Source organism: Desulfurobacterium sp., assembly GCF_027028515.1.
Lineage (GTDB): Bacteria > Aquificota > Aquificia > Desulfurobacteriales > Desulfurobacteriaceae > Desulfurobacterium_A.
This window is the reverse complement of record NZ_JALVIW010000040.1, coordinates 1-15,945: the sequence shown is the minus strand read 5'-3', so window position 1 is coordinate 15,945 and position 15,945 is coordinate 1. Positions and strand designations below refer to the sequence as shown.

The following is a 15,945-nucleotide window of genomic DNA, read 5'->3' as shown; positions in this document are numbered from 1 at the left end:
TTTAAATTCTATCTTTTATTAGAAGTTCAAGCCTTTTCATCGCCTCTTCAGAGATATACTCTTTCTTTGTCTGAATAGCACCAACAAGCGCCGTTTTTGCGTAAGAGTTTTCAATGTCTTCTGGCTTAATTGTCTCTATAACACGCTTAAGCATCCTTTTAGCATTCTCAATGTTCTTCGCCATAGTGGCAAGAACTTTTTCAACGTTAACCTCTTCACCTTCCTTCCATACATCGTAATCTGTTGCAAGAGCAACAGCCGCATAAGGAATCTCTGCTTCCCTTGCGAGCTTTGCTTCAGGGATGTTTGTCATTCCAATCACATCAACGCCCCAGCTCCTGTAAATCTTTGATTCAGCCTTTGTTGAAAATTGAGGTCCCTCTATGCAGATGTAAGTTCCTTCTCTATGAACCGGGATACCTTCATCAAGGCAGGCCTTGTAAATAAGCTCGTTCAAACATTCGCAGGTGGGTTTATCGAAAGGAATGTGGGCAACGATGCCGTTACCAAAAAACGTAGAAGGTCTGTTTTTTGTTCTGTCAAAGTACTGGGTAACTATAACAAAATCACCGGGCTTTATTTCTTCCTTCATTGAACCAACAGCACTGACAGAGAGAATGGCATCAACGCCGAGCATTTTAAATCCGTAAATGTTTGCTCTATAAGGAACTTCTGAAGGAAGGTAAACGTGTCCCTTTCCGTGTCTTGGAAGGAAATAGACATCCTTACCGGCAAGTTTTCCGTGAATGTAAGCATCTGAAGGTTTACCAAAAGGTGTATCAAGTGTTATTTCCTCAACATCGGTAAGACCTTCAATGTCGTAAAGTCCGCTTCCACCGATAATTCCTATCTTCATACTCTCCTCCTGAATTCAAATTTACCTAATTTACCTATTGAAGGATATCTCTTTACCGCCTTCTTCAACCTTTATTATCGTTCCCATACCCCAAACATTAATCACTTTATCACCGTCGTTATCAACGCCTTCAAGAATCTTGACAGTAATATTCTTAACACCGTTCCCGCCTATATCCTCAGCCTGCTGCTCAAGCATTGCAACAACCCTCATAACAGGGTCAATCGGAAGCTCGCCGTTGAACCAGTTTTTCTCTTTCTGCTGAATGAAAGCGTAAGCTATGTTTATAACCTCATGCTTCTGTGGAACTTCTCCAAAAGAGAGAATCATCTTTAAACCTCCGTAGGACTGTTGTTAGTGCCATTATTCTACAACAAAATCAACTTCCAAAGACAAAGGAAAATCACTCTCCGACTGTTCCTACGACGTTAACCTTTGCGCCCGGTTCTACTTCAGAGTAGGAAAGAACAACAATATTTGGTGCATACGGTTCTATTATCTTTTTAAGAAAACGGCGAACGGCAGGAGAAGTGAGAATAACCGGAACTGCCTGCTTCCTGGTGAAAATGTCACGGTATTTCATAATGTCACCCATTATTCGCTGAACGAAAGCAGGTTCAAGAGGCGGAAGGTAACCGTCGTTCTGTTTCACCTTTTCTAAAATGTAATTTTCTGCTTTTGGAGTCAGTGTCAGAACGGTAATTTCACCGTTCACAGCATAAAGGTTCGTTATCAAACGGGCAAGTGCCTGTCTTACAAATTCGGTGAGTATGTCCGGATCCTGCGTTTTTGAAATGTTATCTGAAAGCGCCTCCAGGATAGTCATAAGATCTTTAACAGGAATGCCCTCTTTAAGCAAATTCTGAAGAACCCTGTGAACGACACCTAAAGGCACCTGCTCCGGAACGATGTCTTTAACGAGAGGATACTTCCTGGCAAGGTTGTCTATGAGCTCTTTTGTTTCAACCCTTCCCAAAATCTCGTAGGCATGTTTCTTGATAACTTCCGAAAGATGAGTAATTATAACTGTTGGAATGTCAACAACAGTATATCCTAAAAGTTTTGCCCTATCTTTCAGGTTAGGTGCTATCCAGTAAGCTGTAAGCCCGAATGCCGGCTCTTTTGTCTCCTTCCCGGGAATCTTTTCCTTTGTTGTCCCCGTATCAATGGCAAGTAGCTTGTTAGGCTCTACCTCACCTCTGGCAACCTCAACATCTCTTATTAAAATTCTATACTCACCCGGTTTAAGCTCAAGATTATCTCTTATGTGAACAAGAGGAATGATTATTCCTAACTCTTTAGCAAGCTGCTTTCTCAACGATTTTATCCTCTTAACAATTTCTCCTTTTTTCTTATCCTCAACATAAGGTATCAAAGCATAACCTATTTCCATTGCCAGCGTTTCCGGTGGAGAAATCACATCTTCTTCCTCTTCTTTCGCCTTTGCCTCTTTTAAAAGCTCTTTTGCCCTCTCTTCTGCCTCTTTTAACTCTCTCTCTTTAGTAGCTTCGTAAACCATGTAGGCAACTATTGCAATGAGAGAAGCTACAAGCAGAAACGGAATTGTTGGCATTCCCGGAACGATACCCATAACCGCAAGAGTCCCTGCCGCCATGAAAAGGGCTTTATGGTAACCTGTTAACTGTTTAAAGATTTCCGTTCCAAGGTCAGTCTCGGCTGCTGCTCTTGTAACCATAAGACCGGCCGCAGTTGAGGTAATGAGAGAGGGAATCTGTCCCACAAGTCCATCACCAACGGTAAGAATAGTAAATGTTTTTGCGGCGTCAGACAAACTCATGTGATGCTGAAAAACACCTATGGCAAGACCGCCAAGGATGTTTATAAGCGTAATGATAATCCCTGCAATGGCGTCGCCACGGATAAACTTCGAAGCACCGTCCATCGCCCCGTAGAAGTCTGCTTCTCTTGCTATTTCCTGACGGCGCCTCTGGGCTTCTTTCTCATCGATCAAACCGGCGTTAAGGTCAGCGTCTATCGCCATCTGTTTACCTGGCATGGCGTCAAGAGTAAACCTTGCGGCAACTTCTGAAATCCTTTCAGTACCTTTTGTAATGACGATAAAGTTGATTACCACAAGTATCAGGAAAACGATAATACCTACAATGTAGTTACCACCAACGACAAACTGTCCAAAAGCCTCTATAACCTTACCGGCTGCCGCAGGTCCCTCATTTCCATGAAGGAGAATTCGCCTTGTTGTTGCAATGTTAAGAGATAGACGAAAAAGCGTTGCGATAAGGAGTAGAGATGGAAAAGAAGAAAGTTCAAGGGGATGGTTTATATAAATCGTAGTCATCAGAATTAACAAAGATAGTGTAATGCTAAATGTTAAAAGAATATCAAGAACCATAGGAGGAATGGGAAGCACCATCGAGGCAAGAATGGCAAGGAGGAGAAGAACAAAAAGAAGATCAGAATACTTGTAAAGCTTGTTCACGTAGAGAAGAAGTGTTTCTTTCATAGATTCTCCGCCTTTTTATAGGCGTTAAGGGCATTCTCTATATACTTTGCAAGTCCAAATCTATCAGAGGAGGCAAGTTTATTTGCAACTGTCATATCAAACATATCGGTGTACATCTTATCTGAAAAGGAGGAAAACATACCTTCCGGTATTCCCTTTCCCATCTCTTTCAACATAATCTCAAGAAACGTTGCCTCAAACTCTCTGGCAACGTCTTTTACCGTTTTGATATTTTTAATTGCCGTAACATCCCAGTAAGGAATAATCTTCGGCTCCATCTCCCTTCCCGTTACATAATCACTAATTTAGCATGAAGCTTGCCCGCCGCTTTTATAGCCTGAATTATCGCTATTAAATCCCTCGGGGATATGCCAAGCTCATTGAGAGCCTTAACAAGATCTCTAAGGTCAGCAGATTGAACACCAAATATATGACCCCTTTCTTCCTTAACCTTGGTAGTTACATTCTCAGTAACAACCGTCTTGCCGTTTGAAAGAGGAAATGGCTGCGAAACCTGCGGCGTTTTCGTTACTGAAACATAAATATTACCGTGAGCAACATAAACAGGAGGATCTATCTTAACGTTACCGCTCATTATAACCGTTCCCGTCCTTTCATATATCACAACTACAGGTTCAGGTTCGGTATTTATGGAAAGGTTAAGAATCTTTGAAATGAAATCAACCTTGTTAACGCCTTCCGGAAACCTCACTTTAACCGTTGAAGAATCGATGGCAACAGCCGTTCCTCTACCAAAGGCACTGTTAATGGCATCGGCTATCGTAGCAGCTTCAGAAAAGGAAGGATATTTCAACGTAAGAGTTATTAAGTGTTCATCAGTAAGTTCAAAGGGAAGTCCCCTCTCAACTATACCACCATCTGGAATGATACCTGTTGTTGGGAAGTTCTTCTGAACCTTTCCTCCTTGGTTTGATTCTGAATAACCACCGCCGGTAGAAACAGACCCCTGAGCAAAGGCATAAATCTTTCCATCTGGACCAAAGAGCGGCGTCCTTATAAGAATTCCGTTGGAAATATCCTTTGCGTCACCTATTGAAGCAACATTAACATCAAATGTCATTCCCGGTTTTGCAAAAGGTGGAAGTTTTGCCGTAACTATCACAGCTGCAGCGTTTTTGGTCTTAACTACCTTTGGATCAACATAAATCCCCATTTTCCTCAGCATATTTGAAATACTCTGAAGCGTAAAAACGCTGGAAGAGCCGTCACCGGTACCGTCAAGTCCAACAACAATACCGTAACCCGTCAAAAAGTTCGGCCGCACGCCTTCAATATTTACCTCAGAACCTATCTTCGTAGTGACCGCTCCGGCGTTAACTGAAAAGAGAAACAAAACAGCGAAGAGAAAAAACACCCTTTTAATCATAAATCTGCTCCCTAAAATGGCCATATCTTCATCAAGAATCTTGCAAGCCAGCCGGGCCTCTGACTCTCTGCCCAGAAACCTTTACCGTTATATTCAACGTACATGTCAGAAATTCTAGAAGATAGTATCGAGTTGTCCTGCTCTATATCGGTTGGACTTATTATCCCCGATATTTTTAAAACCTGAGTATCGTCGTTTATCTTTATAACCTTTTCGCCTTCTATGTAGAGATTCCCGTTAGGATAAACTTTAACAACCCGTGCAGTTATTGTTGCCACAAGCTTGGCATCTCTTTTTGTAGCTCCTTGACCGGAAAAATCCATCGAAGGCGAAGTAGAAAAACCAAGGATCGGATTAGTTGAATTACCGGGGATGCTCTTACCTAAAATGGTTGGGCCATTAACGTTGAGACTCATAGAAGACTTCTTTCCCGTTGAGCTGGTTGAACTTCCCTCACCAGAAAGCGACTCCACAACCTTTATCGTTATAATATCTCCAACCTGATGAGCTTTGGGATCAGAAAAGAGATCATCATAGCCAGTGTAAAGAGAACCTTTTGAAAGCGGCTTTGCCTCTTCTACTGGTGGCGGCGGTGGTCTGTAGGCCACCTCCTTTTTCACCGGCGGACTACTTGCGCACCCTGAAAGAAAGAAAATCAGGGCACAAATTCCACAACACCACTTCCTATAACTCTGCATAGCAATTTCTTCCCGGTAGATATGTTTTTAACTTCTATTATATCCCCTAAAGCACCATTTTGAAGTGCCTGGCCCACCATCTCTATTCTTATGTTGTTAGAAACATAGACAACCCTAACCGGCGCATTTTTGAAAACCTTAAAATCTGGAATCACATCTGAAGGCTTAATTATAGAGCCGGCTCTTATAAGTCTCTTCGCCCTTTTACCGATAACATCTTCAGCAGAATTGAAACCAAGAGAAGCCCTGTCTTCTAAAACCTTTTTAACTTTAAGATCACTCTTTTTTATAAGCGTTTTAGGAAGAATATCATGTGCAGCAACAACCACAGGTTTAAGATTTGCAACCCTCACGTTCACAGGAATAATCTCTTCCTTTGCGCCATCTTTTACAAAAAGTCTAAAACGCAGATAATATTTATCTTCTGAAGTAAGCGTAACCCTGACAGAATCAGAATCTATATTTTTATCAGGTGCACTTACAAAAATTACCGCTTTACCCGGAAAATGAACATCAATGTAGTGTTTTATAAAATCTTTAACGGTTTCACTGCTTGCCGGCAAAACCGTTAAAAGAAGAAATGAAAAAGCAAATAGGAAAAAGCGCAAAATACACCCTCTCAAAAATTATGATTTAAGAGAACTGACAACCCGAAGCATATCGTCAGCTGTTGTTATGCCTTTTGAGTTAATTTCATAGGCACGCTGAGCCACTATCAGGTTAACCATCTCTTCAACGATATTGACGTTGGAAGCCTCAAGGAATCCCTGAAGTAGTTTTCCGTAACCATCGGTGTTTGGATCACCCTCAATAGGTTCACCTGAAGCATCTGTTTGAGCGTAAAGATTGCCACCGAGTGACTTTAAACCTGAGGGATTTATAAACTTATAAAGCTTTATTTTTCCAACCTCTTCTGTTGTCTCCTGCCCGCCGCTGTTTCTAACAATGTAAACGTTTCCATTTGGACTTATAGACACATTTACTATCGTTTCAGGGGAAGAAATCTGTATATTTGGGCTCAAACGGTAACCTTCAGGCGTAACAAGATAACCTTCACTATCAACCTGAAAATCACCCGCTCTCGTATAAGCCTCTCCGCCGCCGGGAAGCTCTATTTTAAAAAATCCATCACCCTGAATGGCAAGGTCAAACTTTTTATCTGTCTTTATCAAACTTCCCTGTGTGAATATCTTACTAACGTCAGAAAGCTTAACTCCAAGTCCTATCTGAATGCCGGAAGGCACCATGTTTTCATCTGAACTCATAACTCCGGGGTCTTTAATCGTCTGATACATCAAGTCTTCAAAGTTTGCCCTAGAACGTTTAAATCCAATAGTGTTAACGTTGGCTATGTTGTTTGAAACAACGTCAAGGTTTGTCTGCTGTGCTTCCATTCCGGAAGCGGATGTCCAGAGAGCTCTTATCATCGTCTTCCCCCTTTATTAAACCTTTCCTATTTCAACACTCTTTATGTTAATTCTGTCAAGGCTTCGTATCAAATTTCCATAAATGTCGAAACGTCTCTGTGCTTCTATCAGATTAACCATCTCCTCAACAGGATTGACGTTAGAATTCTCAAGATAACCGGCCAAAATTTTATACTCTGCCTTTTTACGGTTTCCTGAACCCCGATAGTAACCTTCCCCAACGGGCGTTACAGAATCGTAATCCTTTATACCTAAAACAGCAACCTGAACACCACCCTGTAATACTCTGCCATCTTCTGTAACACTAAAAGGCATTGTCCCGTCTAAAAGAATAGGCTTCCCTTCACCATCAAGAACTTTATTCCCATTTGCATCAACTAAAAAGCCGTTTTTATCAAGATGGAAGTGTCCGTTTCTGGTAAGAAGAATGCCCGCTTTTGTTAAAACGGTAAAAAAGCCTTTACCGGAAATGGCAAAATCAAAGGGTGAATCGGTCTTTTGAAGTGAACCCTGGGAAAGTACAGGAACTGTTTCTTTAAACCTCGGGAAGGTTAACAGTTTGGCGGCTTCTCCTTTATTAACAGGAACATTCTGGTACATCTCTTCTTCAATAATTTTTTTAAAACCCGGCGTGTCAACGTTAGCTATGTTGTTTGAAGTAACATCTAACTGTTCCATAGCACGCCTGCCGCCACTTGCAAGCATATATATAGATTGAAGGTCAACTGCCATAGCTACCTCACTTTTTATAGGCAGAAAATATCTTTTCTATCTTTTCTTTCAGCGTTTCTGCGGTAAATGGCTTAACAACATAGTTATTAACACCAGCCTTTATGGCTGCAAGAACGTTTTCTTTTTTCGCTTCAGCAGTTACCATCAAAACGGGCAGATGTTTCAATTTTGGGTCCTTTCTTATCTCCTGAACAAGCTCAAGTCCGGTCATGTTGGGCATGTTCCAGTCTGTAAGAACAAAATCGTAATGCCCCTGCTTTAATTTTTGAAGGGCAACCTTTCCGTCTTCAGCTTCGTCTATGTTTTTAAAACCAAGCTGCATCAGAAGAGACTTTTCTATCCTCCTCATTGTAGCCATATCGTCAACTACCAGAATCTTTATATTCGGATCAGGAAGAGGCATCATTCCTCCTTAAAGCGTATTTATGGACAAGCTTTATCAGGTCAGGTGCATCAAACTTTACAAGGTGCGCATCTGCTCCAACAAACTTACTCTTGCTAACGTTAGCCTGGTCACTGAGCGATGTATTTATTATAACAGGTATCTTGGCAAATTCAGGGTTCCCTTTAACTTTCTTCGTGAAAGTTAAACCATCCATTCCGGGCATCTCTATGTCAGAAATTATAAGCTGAACAAAATCGGAAAGGTCTTTCCCCTCTTCTTTGGCGTTTTTAAGCCAGTCGTGAAGTAACTCAAGAGCTTCTATACCGTTTGTTGCCTCATATACGGTGTGACCATCTTCAGTCAAAATCTTTCTCATTATTCTGCGAGCAACGGAACTGTCATCAACAATGAGAATCTTAAAGTGTTCGTCTTTCTTAATTCCGAGTTTTTTCTTATTAATACTGCTGACACTCATAACTTTTATCATACCAAGTTCATCAAGAATACCCTCAAAGTCAAGCAGTAGAAGAAGCTGACCGTTTTCTATCTCTATAACTCCAACAATCTTGCCGCCGAGCTTGTTGTTCATACTTTTAGGCGGTTTTTTAATCTCGTTCCACTTTAAACGGCGGATTCTCTTTGCCTCGTGAATTGTTATACCGACAATCTCTCTCAAAAATTCCATTACAATAGTATATTTCTCATCCATTGCCGGTTTAATCTTCATCCATCTTGCAAGAGAAAGGAGAGGAACATTCTTATCCCTTATTTTGGCTATTCCCACAACTTCAGGAGGTGACTTTGGCGTCTTCGCCACATTCTCAGGAGTAAAAATAACTTCTTTTACCTTGGCAACATTAACGCCTAAAGCCCACTCATATATGGAACCATCCTCAAGCTTCTCATACATTCTAAAGTCAACTATCTCAAGCTCATTGGCTCCGGTTTCAAGTATTTTCGGAAGCAGCTCCTCCTTTTTAGGCATTAACGGCCTCCATCTTTTATGTTCAGATAGGTTTTTATACAAACAACTACCTTTGATGTAATCTCGTTGCTCACCTTGATAAGTTCTTCCATCTTTTCAAGTGTTTCTTCAAAATCTCTATTCTGAAGAGCCACTGCTATCTCTTTAGCCCCTACAAGAAGATCCTCCATAAGCTCTTCTATTTCTGAAATGAGAGATGTAAGCTCTGGATGTTTTGAAGTAACTGTTCTAAAGACGTGGGTTGAAGAGGTTATCGTATTCATCAGTGAATTAACGGAAGCAATAAATGTTGTATCGGGCTGAATATTGAGAACGTAAACTTTTCTGATGTTCTCCTCAATGCTTTCAATAATATCAAGAACATCGGTAACAATCTTGATGAGGTCTTTTGCATCTCCAAGATCAACCATACCAAATGTAGCAAGAACTTTTTTAATCTCGGCTTTCGTTCTGTCAGAATTCTTAATAACATTATCCGTAATCGTGGAAAGGTTACTGATAATCTCTGAAGAATCCTGAATCTTCTCAACGATTGTCTCGATGTGTTTCTCTTCCTCTTCAACGGCAGTAAACAGCCTGTTGATAACTGCAAGTGTGTCTTCCGCTGAATCCTTAATATTGTTGTAAACCTCCTTGTTCTGACTGAATATATCCATCCCGTCGTTGACAGCTTTCGTTGCTTCTTCCGTAATCTTAGTTGTTTTTGCCATCTTCTCACGCATGTTCTTAACAACCTCTTTAATCTCAACGGCAGACTTATTCGTTCTTTCTGCCAGCTTTCTTACCTCATCAGCAACTACGGCAAAGCCTCTACCTGCTTCTCCTGCCCTTGCGGCTTCAATGGCAGCATTGAGAGCAAGCAGGTTAGTCTGCTCAGTTATGGAAGTTATCACTTCCACAACCTGGTCAATCTGCTCTGTCTGATGCCTTAAGTCCTGAACAACCTCTTCAAGGTTGCTGGTTATTGAGTGAATGTACTTCATCTGCTCAATAGAAGAGGTGGTTTTCTTCTCCGCTTCGTTAAGATATTCAAGTATTTCGTTGTAGTTTACTTTAAGCTGCTCAGAAACCTTCACAAGGTCATTTATCTGTTCCTTTATCTTTCTTGCCGCTTCAGACTCTTCTTTTGATGTCTCTATAACCTTTTGAATGCTGTTGAGAACAACAGAAACGGAAACGGCCGTGTCAATAGCCTGGAAGAGACTCTCTTTCGCTGCTTTAAGGTTTGAAACTATCATCTGCTGCGTTGTTTTCAGGTTTTCAACTATCTCTCTTTCTGCAGTTGCATCCTTCCAGGTTGCAAGATAACCCCTGACGCTTCCGTCTTTATTGAGAATAACATGCCTGTATGATGCCATAACATAAGGACCTACAGGAATGTCGGCGTTTTTAATATGTTCACCAGGTCTTGTCGCTTTAAGAAGAGCCTTTACTCTTTCCGGATCTTTATGCATCACGTGAATAGACGTCCCTATTAAATTATCAGGATTAACGCCAAACTCTTTAAGGAAAACGTCTTTCCACTTTGAGGCTATCTCGAGAGCTCTCCTGTTTGCCAGCACAATTTCGTTACCCGCCCGACCTGGCTTAAAGTCCGGACTAGCGAGGAAAAATGCTTCTTCCATGAAAGAGTCAACTATCTGTTTATACATGTAGAGATCGTTATCTATCTTCTCTTTTTCTTCCTTAACCTTTTCAAGCTCTTCCTGTAATGCCCTCTTCTCTTCTTCCGCAGTCCTTTTTACCTGTTCTACTGTTTCAAAAAGGTTCTTCTTCTCCTTTTCACAAGCCTTCAGCTGCTCTTCAAGTTTTTCTATCTCTTTCTCAAGATTGGCTATCGTTTTTTTGAGAAAAACTGTGGATTCCCCGTTCCCTCTGTTGCCAAACATCTATTTTTCCTCCTTTGAAAAAATGGTTTTCGTATCAAGGATTATCAAAAGCTGACTGTCTAACTGAACCACACCTTTTATGTGTTTAATCTCAATCCCTATTGTTCCCGTCGGCTCCGGCAGGATATCATCCTCAGTAAACCTCAGAGAACCGACTATTTCATCTACCGTAATTCCAACCTCTCCGTAGTCGGTATCAAGGATAATGATGTTATTCTTTTCAAACAGCTCTGGTGTAATTTCTTCCTTTATCCCCAACTTCTTTTTTACAGTAGCTACGGGAACAATCTTTCCTCTCAGGTTCATTACTCCCAAAACAAACTCGGGCGACTTTGGAACAGGCGTTATATCTTTATCGGTCGTTATTTCAACAATCTCTTCTATAGGAATACCGACAAGTTCATCGTTCAACTTAAAACCTATTACCTGTATCTCTCTTGAAACCGTCGCACCAACTATCTCTTCTATCTCCAACTCTTTCTTCCTACCATCTTCTACCTGCATTAGATTACCCCTATCAGGTCTTTTTTAATGTCGTTCAAAAGGGAATTGATGTCTAAAATCAGAATTACTCTTCCATCGCCGGCAATTGTTGCACCGGCAATTCCGGGAATATCTTCAAGAAGAGCCCCCATTGATTTAATAACTATCTCTTCTTCTCCGTAAAGCTTATCAACAGAAACGGCAATATACTTTTCACCAACTTTAACAACAACGATGAAATTTTTATCTTCTGATTCCTCAATGCCTAAAAGTTCATTCAAGCTAAACAAAGGTAAAACTTCATCTCTTAATACAAGGCTCTTAAACCTTCCAACATTTTTAACTTTTTCTTTATCGTACTTCACAATCTCTATTATGGCATGGAGTGGGATAGAGAATATTTGATTATTAACGCCTATGATAAGAGTCCTTATAATGGCAACAGTCAGCGGTAGTTTGAGAAGAATTGTAGTCCCTTTCCCCTCTTCACTCTCTATCTCTATAGTTCCTCTAAGGGAATAAATGACAGAGGCAACAACATCCATGCCAACACCACGACCCGAAAGTTCCGTGACCTGGTCATTGGTTGAGAACCCTGGCATTAAGATAATGCTGTAGGCATCTTTCTCCGTCATCTGTTTTGCCTGATCCGGCGTTATCAATCCCTTTTCTATCGCTTTTTCCTTCACCTTTTCAACATCTATACCGCGACCGTCATCAGAAATGCCAATAATGATGTGATCACCCTCGTGATAGGCAAAAAGCTTTATCGTCCCCGTTTCCGGCTTGCCCATCATTACTCTTTCTTCGGGCATCTCTATACCGTGATCAAGAGAGTTTCTAACAAGATGGATAAGTGGATCTTCCAGCTTATCTATTATGGATTTATCAAGTTCTGTATCCTCACCTTCTATTATTAGATTAACCTTTTTGCCGAGCTTTTTAGAAAGGTCTCTCACTATGCGGGGAAACTTGGAAAATATCTTCTTTATGGGCTGCATTCTCAGTTTCATAACCGCAGCCTGAAGGTCACTAACCGTCCTGTCCATACTTATAACGGTTTCGTTGAGAGCTTCTATCGTCTCACTTCTAAGCTCTCTCTCAAGCTGAGAAATAAGCCTCATTATTCTATTTCTATCAAGGACTATCTCTCCAACAAGATTCATAAGATTTTCTATTCTCTCAACATCTATTCTGATAACATCACTTGTTTTCTTCTTTTCCTTAGGAGGCTTGGCAGGCACGGGAGGCTTTACAGGTTCTGGCCTTTTCGCAGGTTCTTTTTTCTGCAAAGGAGGTGGAGGAGGCTCTTTCTTTTCTTCCTGTTTCTCTTCCTTCAAAAGGTCTTTTATCTCCTTTCCTTCATCAATCAACTTTTCAATAACCGGAATTATCTCCATAGGCCGCTCTTCCGGTGGCATCAAAATTATCTCTTCCAAAAGTCCGGCTAAATCCTTATCCGGATACCTCTTTATCAACTTTTTAAGAGCTTCCGGAACATCCTCCTTAAACTTTAATCCCTTAACACCGTTTTCACTACCTTCTGTTGAAGAACTTTCCGAGCTTTCTGAACCATTCTCTTCCTGCGGACTGCCGCTATCGCCTTTAAGTATGGAGTCCAGTTTTTTCAATATATCGTCTATATTTTCTGGATCAGGAATTTCGCCACTGTCCCTCACCATATCAAGAGCCTCTTTTAACTTATCAAGGCCCTCAAAAAGAATGTCCAATTTTCCAGAATCTATCTTCAACTCACCACTTCTTACCTTGTTAAAAATGTCTTCCATACGGTGGGCGAGCTCAACGATAGTAGTAAGATTTAGAAATCCAGCACCACCTTTAAGGGTATGCATTCCCCTGAAAATACGGTTAATCAGCTCTTCATCATCGGGAGAATTTTCAAGATTTATAAGATCCTGATCAAGACTGTCTATTATCTCACCGGCTTCAACCAAAAATTCTTCAAAAATTTCCTGCATGTCCTGAGGAATATCAATCTTCATGTACCCAACCCTGCTCCATCAATTAAAAAAACTTATCAATGTCGTCCTGAGCAACCCTTTTACTCTCTTCTAAATTCCAATCAAGATCCTCAACAGTTACATTTTCGTCACCGGCAAGAACTTTTTTAACCTTTTCAAGTCTCTGAGAAATGATATCCTGATAGCCGGTAACTGTCGTCATTTCTTGAAGAAGGTTTCGTACCCTCTCACATTTTTCATCGTTCCCGCTGGAAATCTCCGGAAGAAGCTCGAGGATTCTCTTTACGCCCGAGAGAATCTCGGAAACCATCTTATCCCCTTCTTCCCTTGCCTTTTCAATTTGCTTTATCAGTAGTTCTTTTTCTTTCATATAAGAATCCCCTCACCAATATAATTTCTTATGTAGCTTCTCATTTTGTTTATTCTACATCAACTTCTGCCGTCTTTTCAACTTTACATTTTGATAAAATTTCTGTAGAAATAGAAACCAAAAAGGAGCAAGCGGTGGAAAGTGTAAAAACGAAAGAAGCACCGGAACCGGTGGGGCCCTACTCTCAGGGAATAATCGTCAGCGGATTCTTATTCCTGTCCGGACAGATAGGTATAGATCCGGAAACGGGGAAACTTGTAGAAGGAATTGAAAACCAAACAGAGCAGATTTTAAAAAACATAGAAGCTGTTCTAAAAGCGGCAGGAAGTTCTAAAGAAAGAATAGTTAAAACCACTATCTTTATAAAAGACATCAAAAACTTCGCAAAAGTAAACGAAATCTATGGAAATTTCTTCAAGAATTGCCCGGTATTCCCCGCAAGGGCAACAGTCGAAGTTTCAAACCTTCCACTCAATGCAGAGATAGAAATAGAGTGTATTGCAAAGGTTTAAAATGAAAGGCACCCTTTTTGTTGTGGCAACACCTATTGGCAATTTGGAAGATATCACTCTACGAGCACTTAAAACATTGAAAAATGCTGACGTAATAGCTGCAGAAGACACAAGGAGAACAAAAGAGCTACTTTCAGCGTTTAACATTTCAGGAAAGAAACTCCTCGCTTACCACGAACACAACGAAAAAGAAGCCACCGAAAAAATCATAAATCTGTTAGAGGAAGGGAACAACGTCTGTTTAGTCTCAGATGCCGGAACGCCAGCCATAAGCGATCCGGGATTCCGAGTCGTAAAAAGGGCCCGGGAAGAGAAAATAAATGTCATTCCCGTACCCGGTGCATCAGCGGTAATCGCAGCACTATCTGCTTCTGGATTTCCAACGGATAAATTTCTCTTCTACGGTTTCCTGCCTAAAAAGAGAAAGAAAAGGGAAGAGGCGCTCGTGGAAATTTTACAAATGCCATGGACAGTGGTAGCATACGAATCTCCCCACCGTATAGAAGAAACATTAAAAACGATTTCAAAGTTATCACCCGACAGGAAAATCGCTCTCTACCGGGAAATAACGAAACTTCACGAAGAATTTACAGAGGGAACAGCTGAAGAGATTTTAAAAAACCTGACACCAAAAGGCGAAATGGTGCTTCTCTTTTATCCTCAAAAAGCAACAGCTGAAGAGATAGACCCTGCAAAACTCCTTGAGAAATTCAAAAAAGAGGGAAAAACTCTCAAAGAAGCAGTTAAAAAGACATGCCAGATTACAGGCTTAAAGAAAAACGAGATTTACAAGAAAGCACTGAAGATATTTTCAGAGTGAAAGCAGGCTAACCGCCTGCTTTCACTTAATGGAAGGTTGACAGGGAACAAGTTCTCCGTTTTTATACTCATAAGCTTTTATCTTACATGGAGCACCGATATATCTTTCAACATCAACAAAAGATGCATACTCAACCTTAAACCACTTTATAGTAAGCTCAAGGGCAACCATTGGATCAAAATCTTTACAGCTGTAAGCGTCAAGACTGAAAAACTTCTCTTCAGGCCATGTGTGAATAGTACAGTGGCTCTCCAGCCAGATAGAAACACCTGAAACTCCGCTATCTTCAGTGGCTCTCCTTTTAAGCGTCTCCTCCATAAAATCGAGGGTTACACTCTTAACGTTCTCTTCGGAAAGTTTTTTAACAAACTGCTCAAGTTCTGACTGTGCAAACGGAAAACGGGCAACGATAGGTGGATATACAAGTGTCATGTCAAGTTGCCTCGCCATCTCTTCCATGTAGTCGTAGATGGGCTGAATCGTGTTAATTCTTGTAATATCAGTTACAACCGCATCCATCATTATGTGTCTTCCTACAAATTCCATCTTTCACCCTCCACCATGGGTTAGCAAAACCTAAATCTATCCTTCAGATTAAAAGTAGCAAGATAAATTTTCACACTTTTGAAAGTTTTAGCAATACCATTCAAGCAGAATTAAGTATAATCAACCACACCAAAAAGGCAGGGACATAGAATGCAAAGGGCAGTATTCCTTGATAGAGACAATACGCTCATTGAAGATGAAGGATACATACACGAGCCAGAAAAGGTAAAACTACTCCCGGGCGTTGCTGAAGGACTCAAAATGCTAAAAGACGCAGGATTTCTCCTAATCGTAATCTCCAATCAATCCGGCATAGGAAGAGGCTATTTTAAAGAGGAAGATTTCCATGCAGTAAACAAAAGGCTGAATCAACTTTTAGAACCTTACAGCG

At 40.8% G+C, this 15,945-nt stretch carries 19 protein-coding genes; 3 read left to right on the top strand and 16 right to left on the bottom strand.

The features are described from left to right. Position 1: 1 nt before the first annotated feature. The 15 genes from mtnP to MV676_RS03485 form a co-directional block, all read right to left on the bottom strand. Positions 2 to 856: an S-methyl-5'-thioadenosine phosphorylase gene (gene mtnP, locus MV676_RS03555; protein WP_297445352.1), complete on the bottom strand. Its 855-nt coding sequence runs from the start codon at positions 854 to 856 to the stop codon at positions 2 to 4. 30 nt (positions 857 to 886) lie between these two features. Then, the gene (locus MV676_RS03550) at positions 887 to 1,186 is read right to left on the bottom strand and encodes a hypothetical protein (RefSeq protein WP_022847709.1); all 300 of its coding nucleotides are present in this window, start codon (positions 1,184 to 1,186) and stop codon (positions 887 to 889) included. 73 nt (positions 1,187 to 1,259) lie between these two features. Beyond that, the gene (gene flhA, locus MV676_RS03545; RefSeq protein WP_297445351.1) at positions 1,260 to 3,338 is read right to left on the bottom strand and encodes a flagellar biosynthesis protein FlhA; all 2,079 of its coding nucleotides are present in this window, start codon (positions 3,336 to 3,338) and stop codon (positions 1,260 to 1,262) included. Continuing rightward, positions 3,335 to 3,616, bottom strand: a complete 282-nt coding sequence (locus MV676_RS03540; RefSeq protein ID WP_297445350.1) for a rod-binding protein — start codon at positions 3,614 to 3,616, stop codon at positions 3,335 to 3,337. The genes flhA and MV676_RS03540 overlap by 4 nt, the downstream gene beginning before the upstream one ends. Before the next feature lie 11 nt (positions 3,617 to 3,627). Then, entirely contained in the window at positions 3,628 to 4,725 is a 1,098-nt protein-coding gene (locus MV676_RS03535) for a flagellar basal body P-ring protein FlgI (protein ID WP_297445349.1), read from the bottom strand. A gap of 11 nt (positions 4,726 to 4,736) precedes the next feature. Continuing rightward, positions 4,737 to 5,345 carry a flagellar basal body L-ring protein FlgH gene (locus MV676_RS03530; RefSeq protein WP_297445348.1) on the bottom strand — a complete coding sequence of 203 codons (609 nt, stop codon included), beginning with the start codon at positions 5,343 to 5,345 and terminating at the stop codon, positions 4,737 to 4,739. Positions 5,346 to 5,380: 35 nt separating this feature from the next. After that, positions 5,381 to 6,031 carry a flagellar basal body P-ring formation chaperone FlgA gene (gene flgA / locus MV676_RS03525; protein ID WP_297445347.1) on the bottom strand — a complete coding sequence of 217 codons (651 nt, stop codon included), beginning with the start codon at positions 6,029 to 6,031 and terminating at the stop codon, positions 5,381 to 5,383. Between the two features lie 18 nt (positions 6,032 to 6,049). Next, positions 6,050 to 6,850 carry a flagellar basal-body rod protein FlgG gene (gene flgG, locus MV676_RS03520; protein ID WP_022847715.1) on the bottom strand — a complete coding sequence of 267 codons (801 nt, stop codon included), beginning with the start codon at positions 6,848 to 6,850 and terminating at the stop codon, positions 6,050 to 6,052. A 15-nt stretch (positions 6,851 to 6,865) separates the two neighbouring features. Beyond that, the gene (locus tag MV676_RS03515) at positions 6,866 to 7,582 is read right to left on the bottom strand and encodes a flagellar hook-basal body protein (protein WP_297445346.1); all 717 of its coding nucleotides are present in this window, start codon (positions 7,580 to 7,582) and stop codon (positions 6,866 to 6,868) included. Positions 7,583 to 7,589: 7 nt separating this feature from the next. Continuing rightward, positions 7,590 to 7,985, bottom strand: coding sequence for a chemotaxis response regulator CheY (locus tag MV676_RS03510; protein WP_297445345.1), 396 nt, complete (start codon positions 7,983 to 7,985; stop codon positions 7,590 to 7,592). Beyond that, the gene (locus MV676_RS03505) at positions 7,972 to 8,952 is read right to left on the bottom strand and encodes a chemotaxis protein CheW (protein ID WP_297445344.1); all 981 of its coding nucleotides are present in this window, start codon (positions 8,950 to 8,952) and stop codon (positions 7,972 to 7,974) included. Before MV676_RS03505 ends, MV676_RS03510 begins: the two co-directional genes overlap by 14 nt. Continuing rightward, positions 8,952 to 10,841: a methyl-accepting chemotaxis protein gene (locus MV676_RS03500; protein ID WP_297445343.1), complete on the bottom strand. Its 1,890-nt coding sequence runs from the start codon at positions 10,839 to 10,841 to the stop codon at positions 8,952 to 8,954. The genes MV676_RS03505 and MV676_RS03500 overlap by 1 nt, the downstream gene beginning before the upstream one ends. Continuing rightward, complete coding sequence (locus MV676_RS03495) at positions 10,842 to 11,345, bottom strand: chemotaxis protein CheW (protein WP_297445342.1); 504 nt, start codon at positions 11,343 to 11,345, stop codon at positions 10,842 to 10,844. Beyond that, entirely contained in the window at positions 11,345 to 13,327 is a 1,983-nt protein-coding gene (locus MV676_RS03490; RefSeq protein ID WP_297445341.1) for a chemotaxis protein CheA, read from the bottom strand. Before MV676_RS03490 ends, MV676_RS03495 begins: the two co-directional genes overlap by 1 nt. Before the next feature lie 22 nt (positions 13,328 to 13,349). Then, positions 13,350 to 13,676, bottom strand: a complete 327-nt coding sequence (locus MV676_RS03485; protein WP_022847722.1) for a hypothetical protein — start codon at positions 13,674 to 13,676, stop codon at positions 13,350 to 13,352. Between the two features lie 134 nt (positions 13,677 to 13,810). Here MV676_RS03485 and MV676_RS03480 point away from each other — a divergent pair, with 134 nt between their 5' ends. Both MV676_RS03480 and rsmI read left to right on the top strand, forming a co-directional pair. Beyond that, positions 13,811 to 14,188: a RidA family protein gene (locus MV676_RS03480; protein WP_297445340.1), complete on the top strand. Its 378-nt coding sequence runs from the start codon at positions 13,811 to 13,813 to the stop codon at positions 14,186 to 14,188. 1 nt (position 14,189) lies between these two features. After that, a complete protein-coding gene (gene rsmI / locus MV676_RS03475) occupies positions 14,190 to 15,008 on the top strand; it encodes a 16S rRNA (cytidine(1402)-2'-O)-methyltransferase (RefSeq protein ID WP_022847724.1) in 819 nt (272 codons plus the stop codon). Between the two features lie 21 nt (positions 15,009 to 15,029). Here the strand turns inward: rsmI and MV676_RS03470 are convergent, their stop codons facing one another. Next, the gene (locus tag MV676_RS03470) at positions 15,030 to 15,554 is read right to left on the bottom strand and encodes an S-adenosylmethionine decarboxylase (RefSeq protein ID WP_022847725.1); all 525 of its coding nucleotides are present in this window, start codon (positions 15,552 to 15,554) and stop codon (positions 15,030 to 15,032) included. 150 nt (positions 15,555 to 15,704) lie between these two features. Here MV676_RS03470 and MV676_RS03465 point away from each other — a divergent pair. Continuing rightward, positions 15,705 to 15,945, top strand: a 241-nt coding sequence (locus MV676_RS03465) for an HAD-IIIA family hydrolase (RefSeq protein ID WP_297445339.1), incomplete at its 3' end; no start/stop codon positions are given.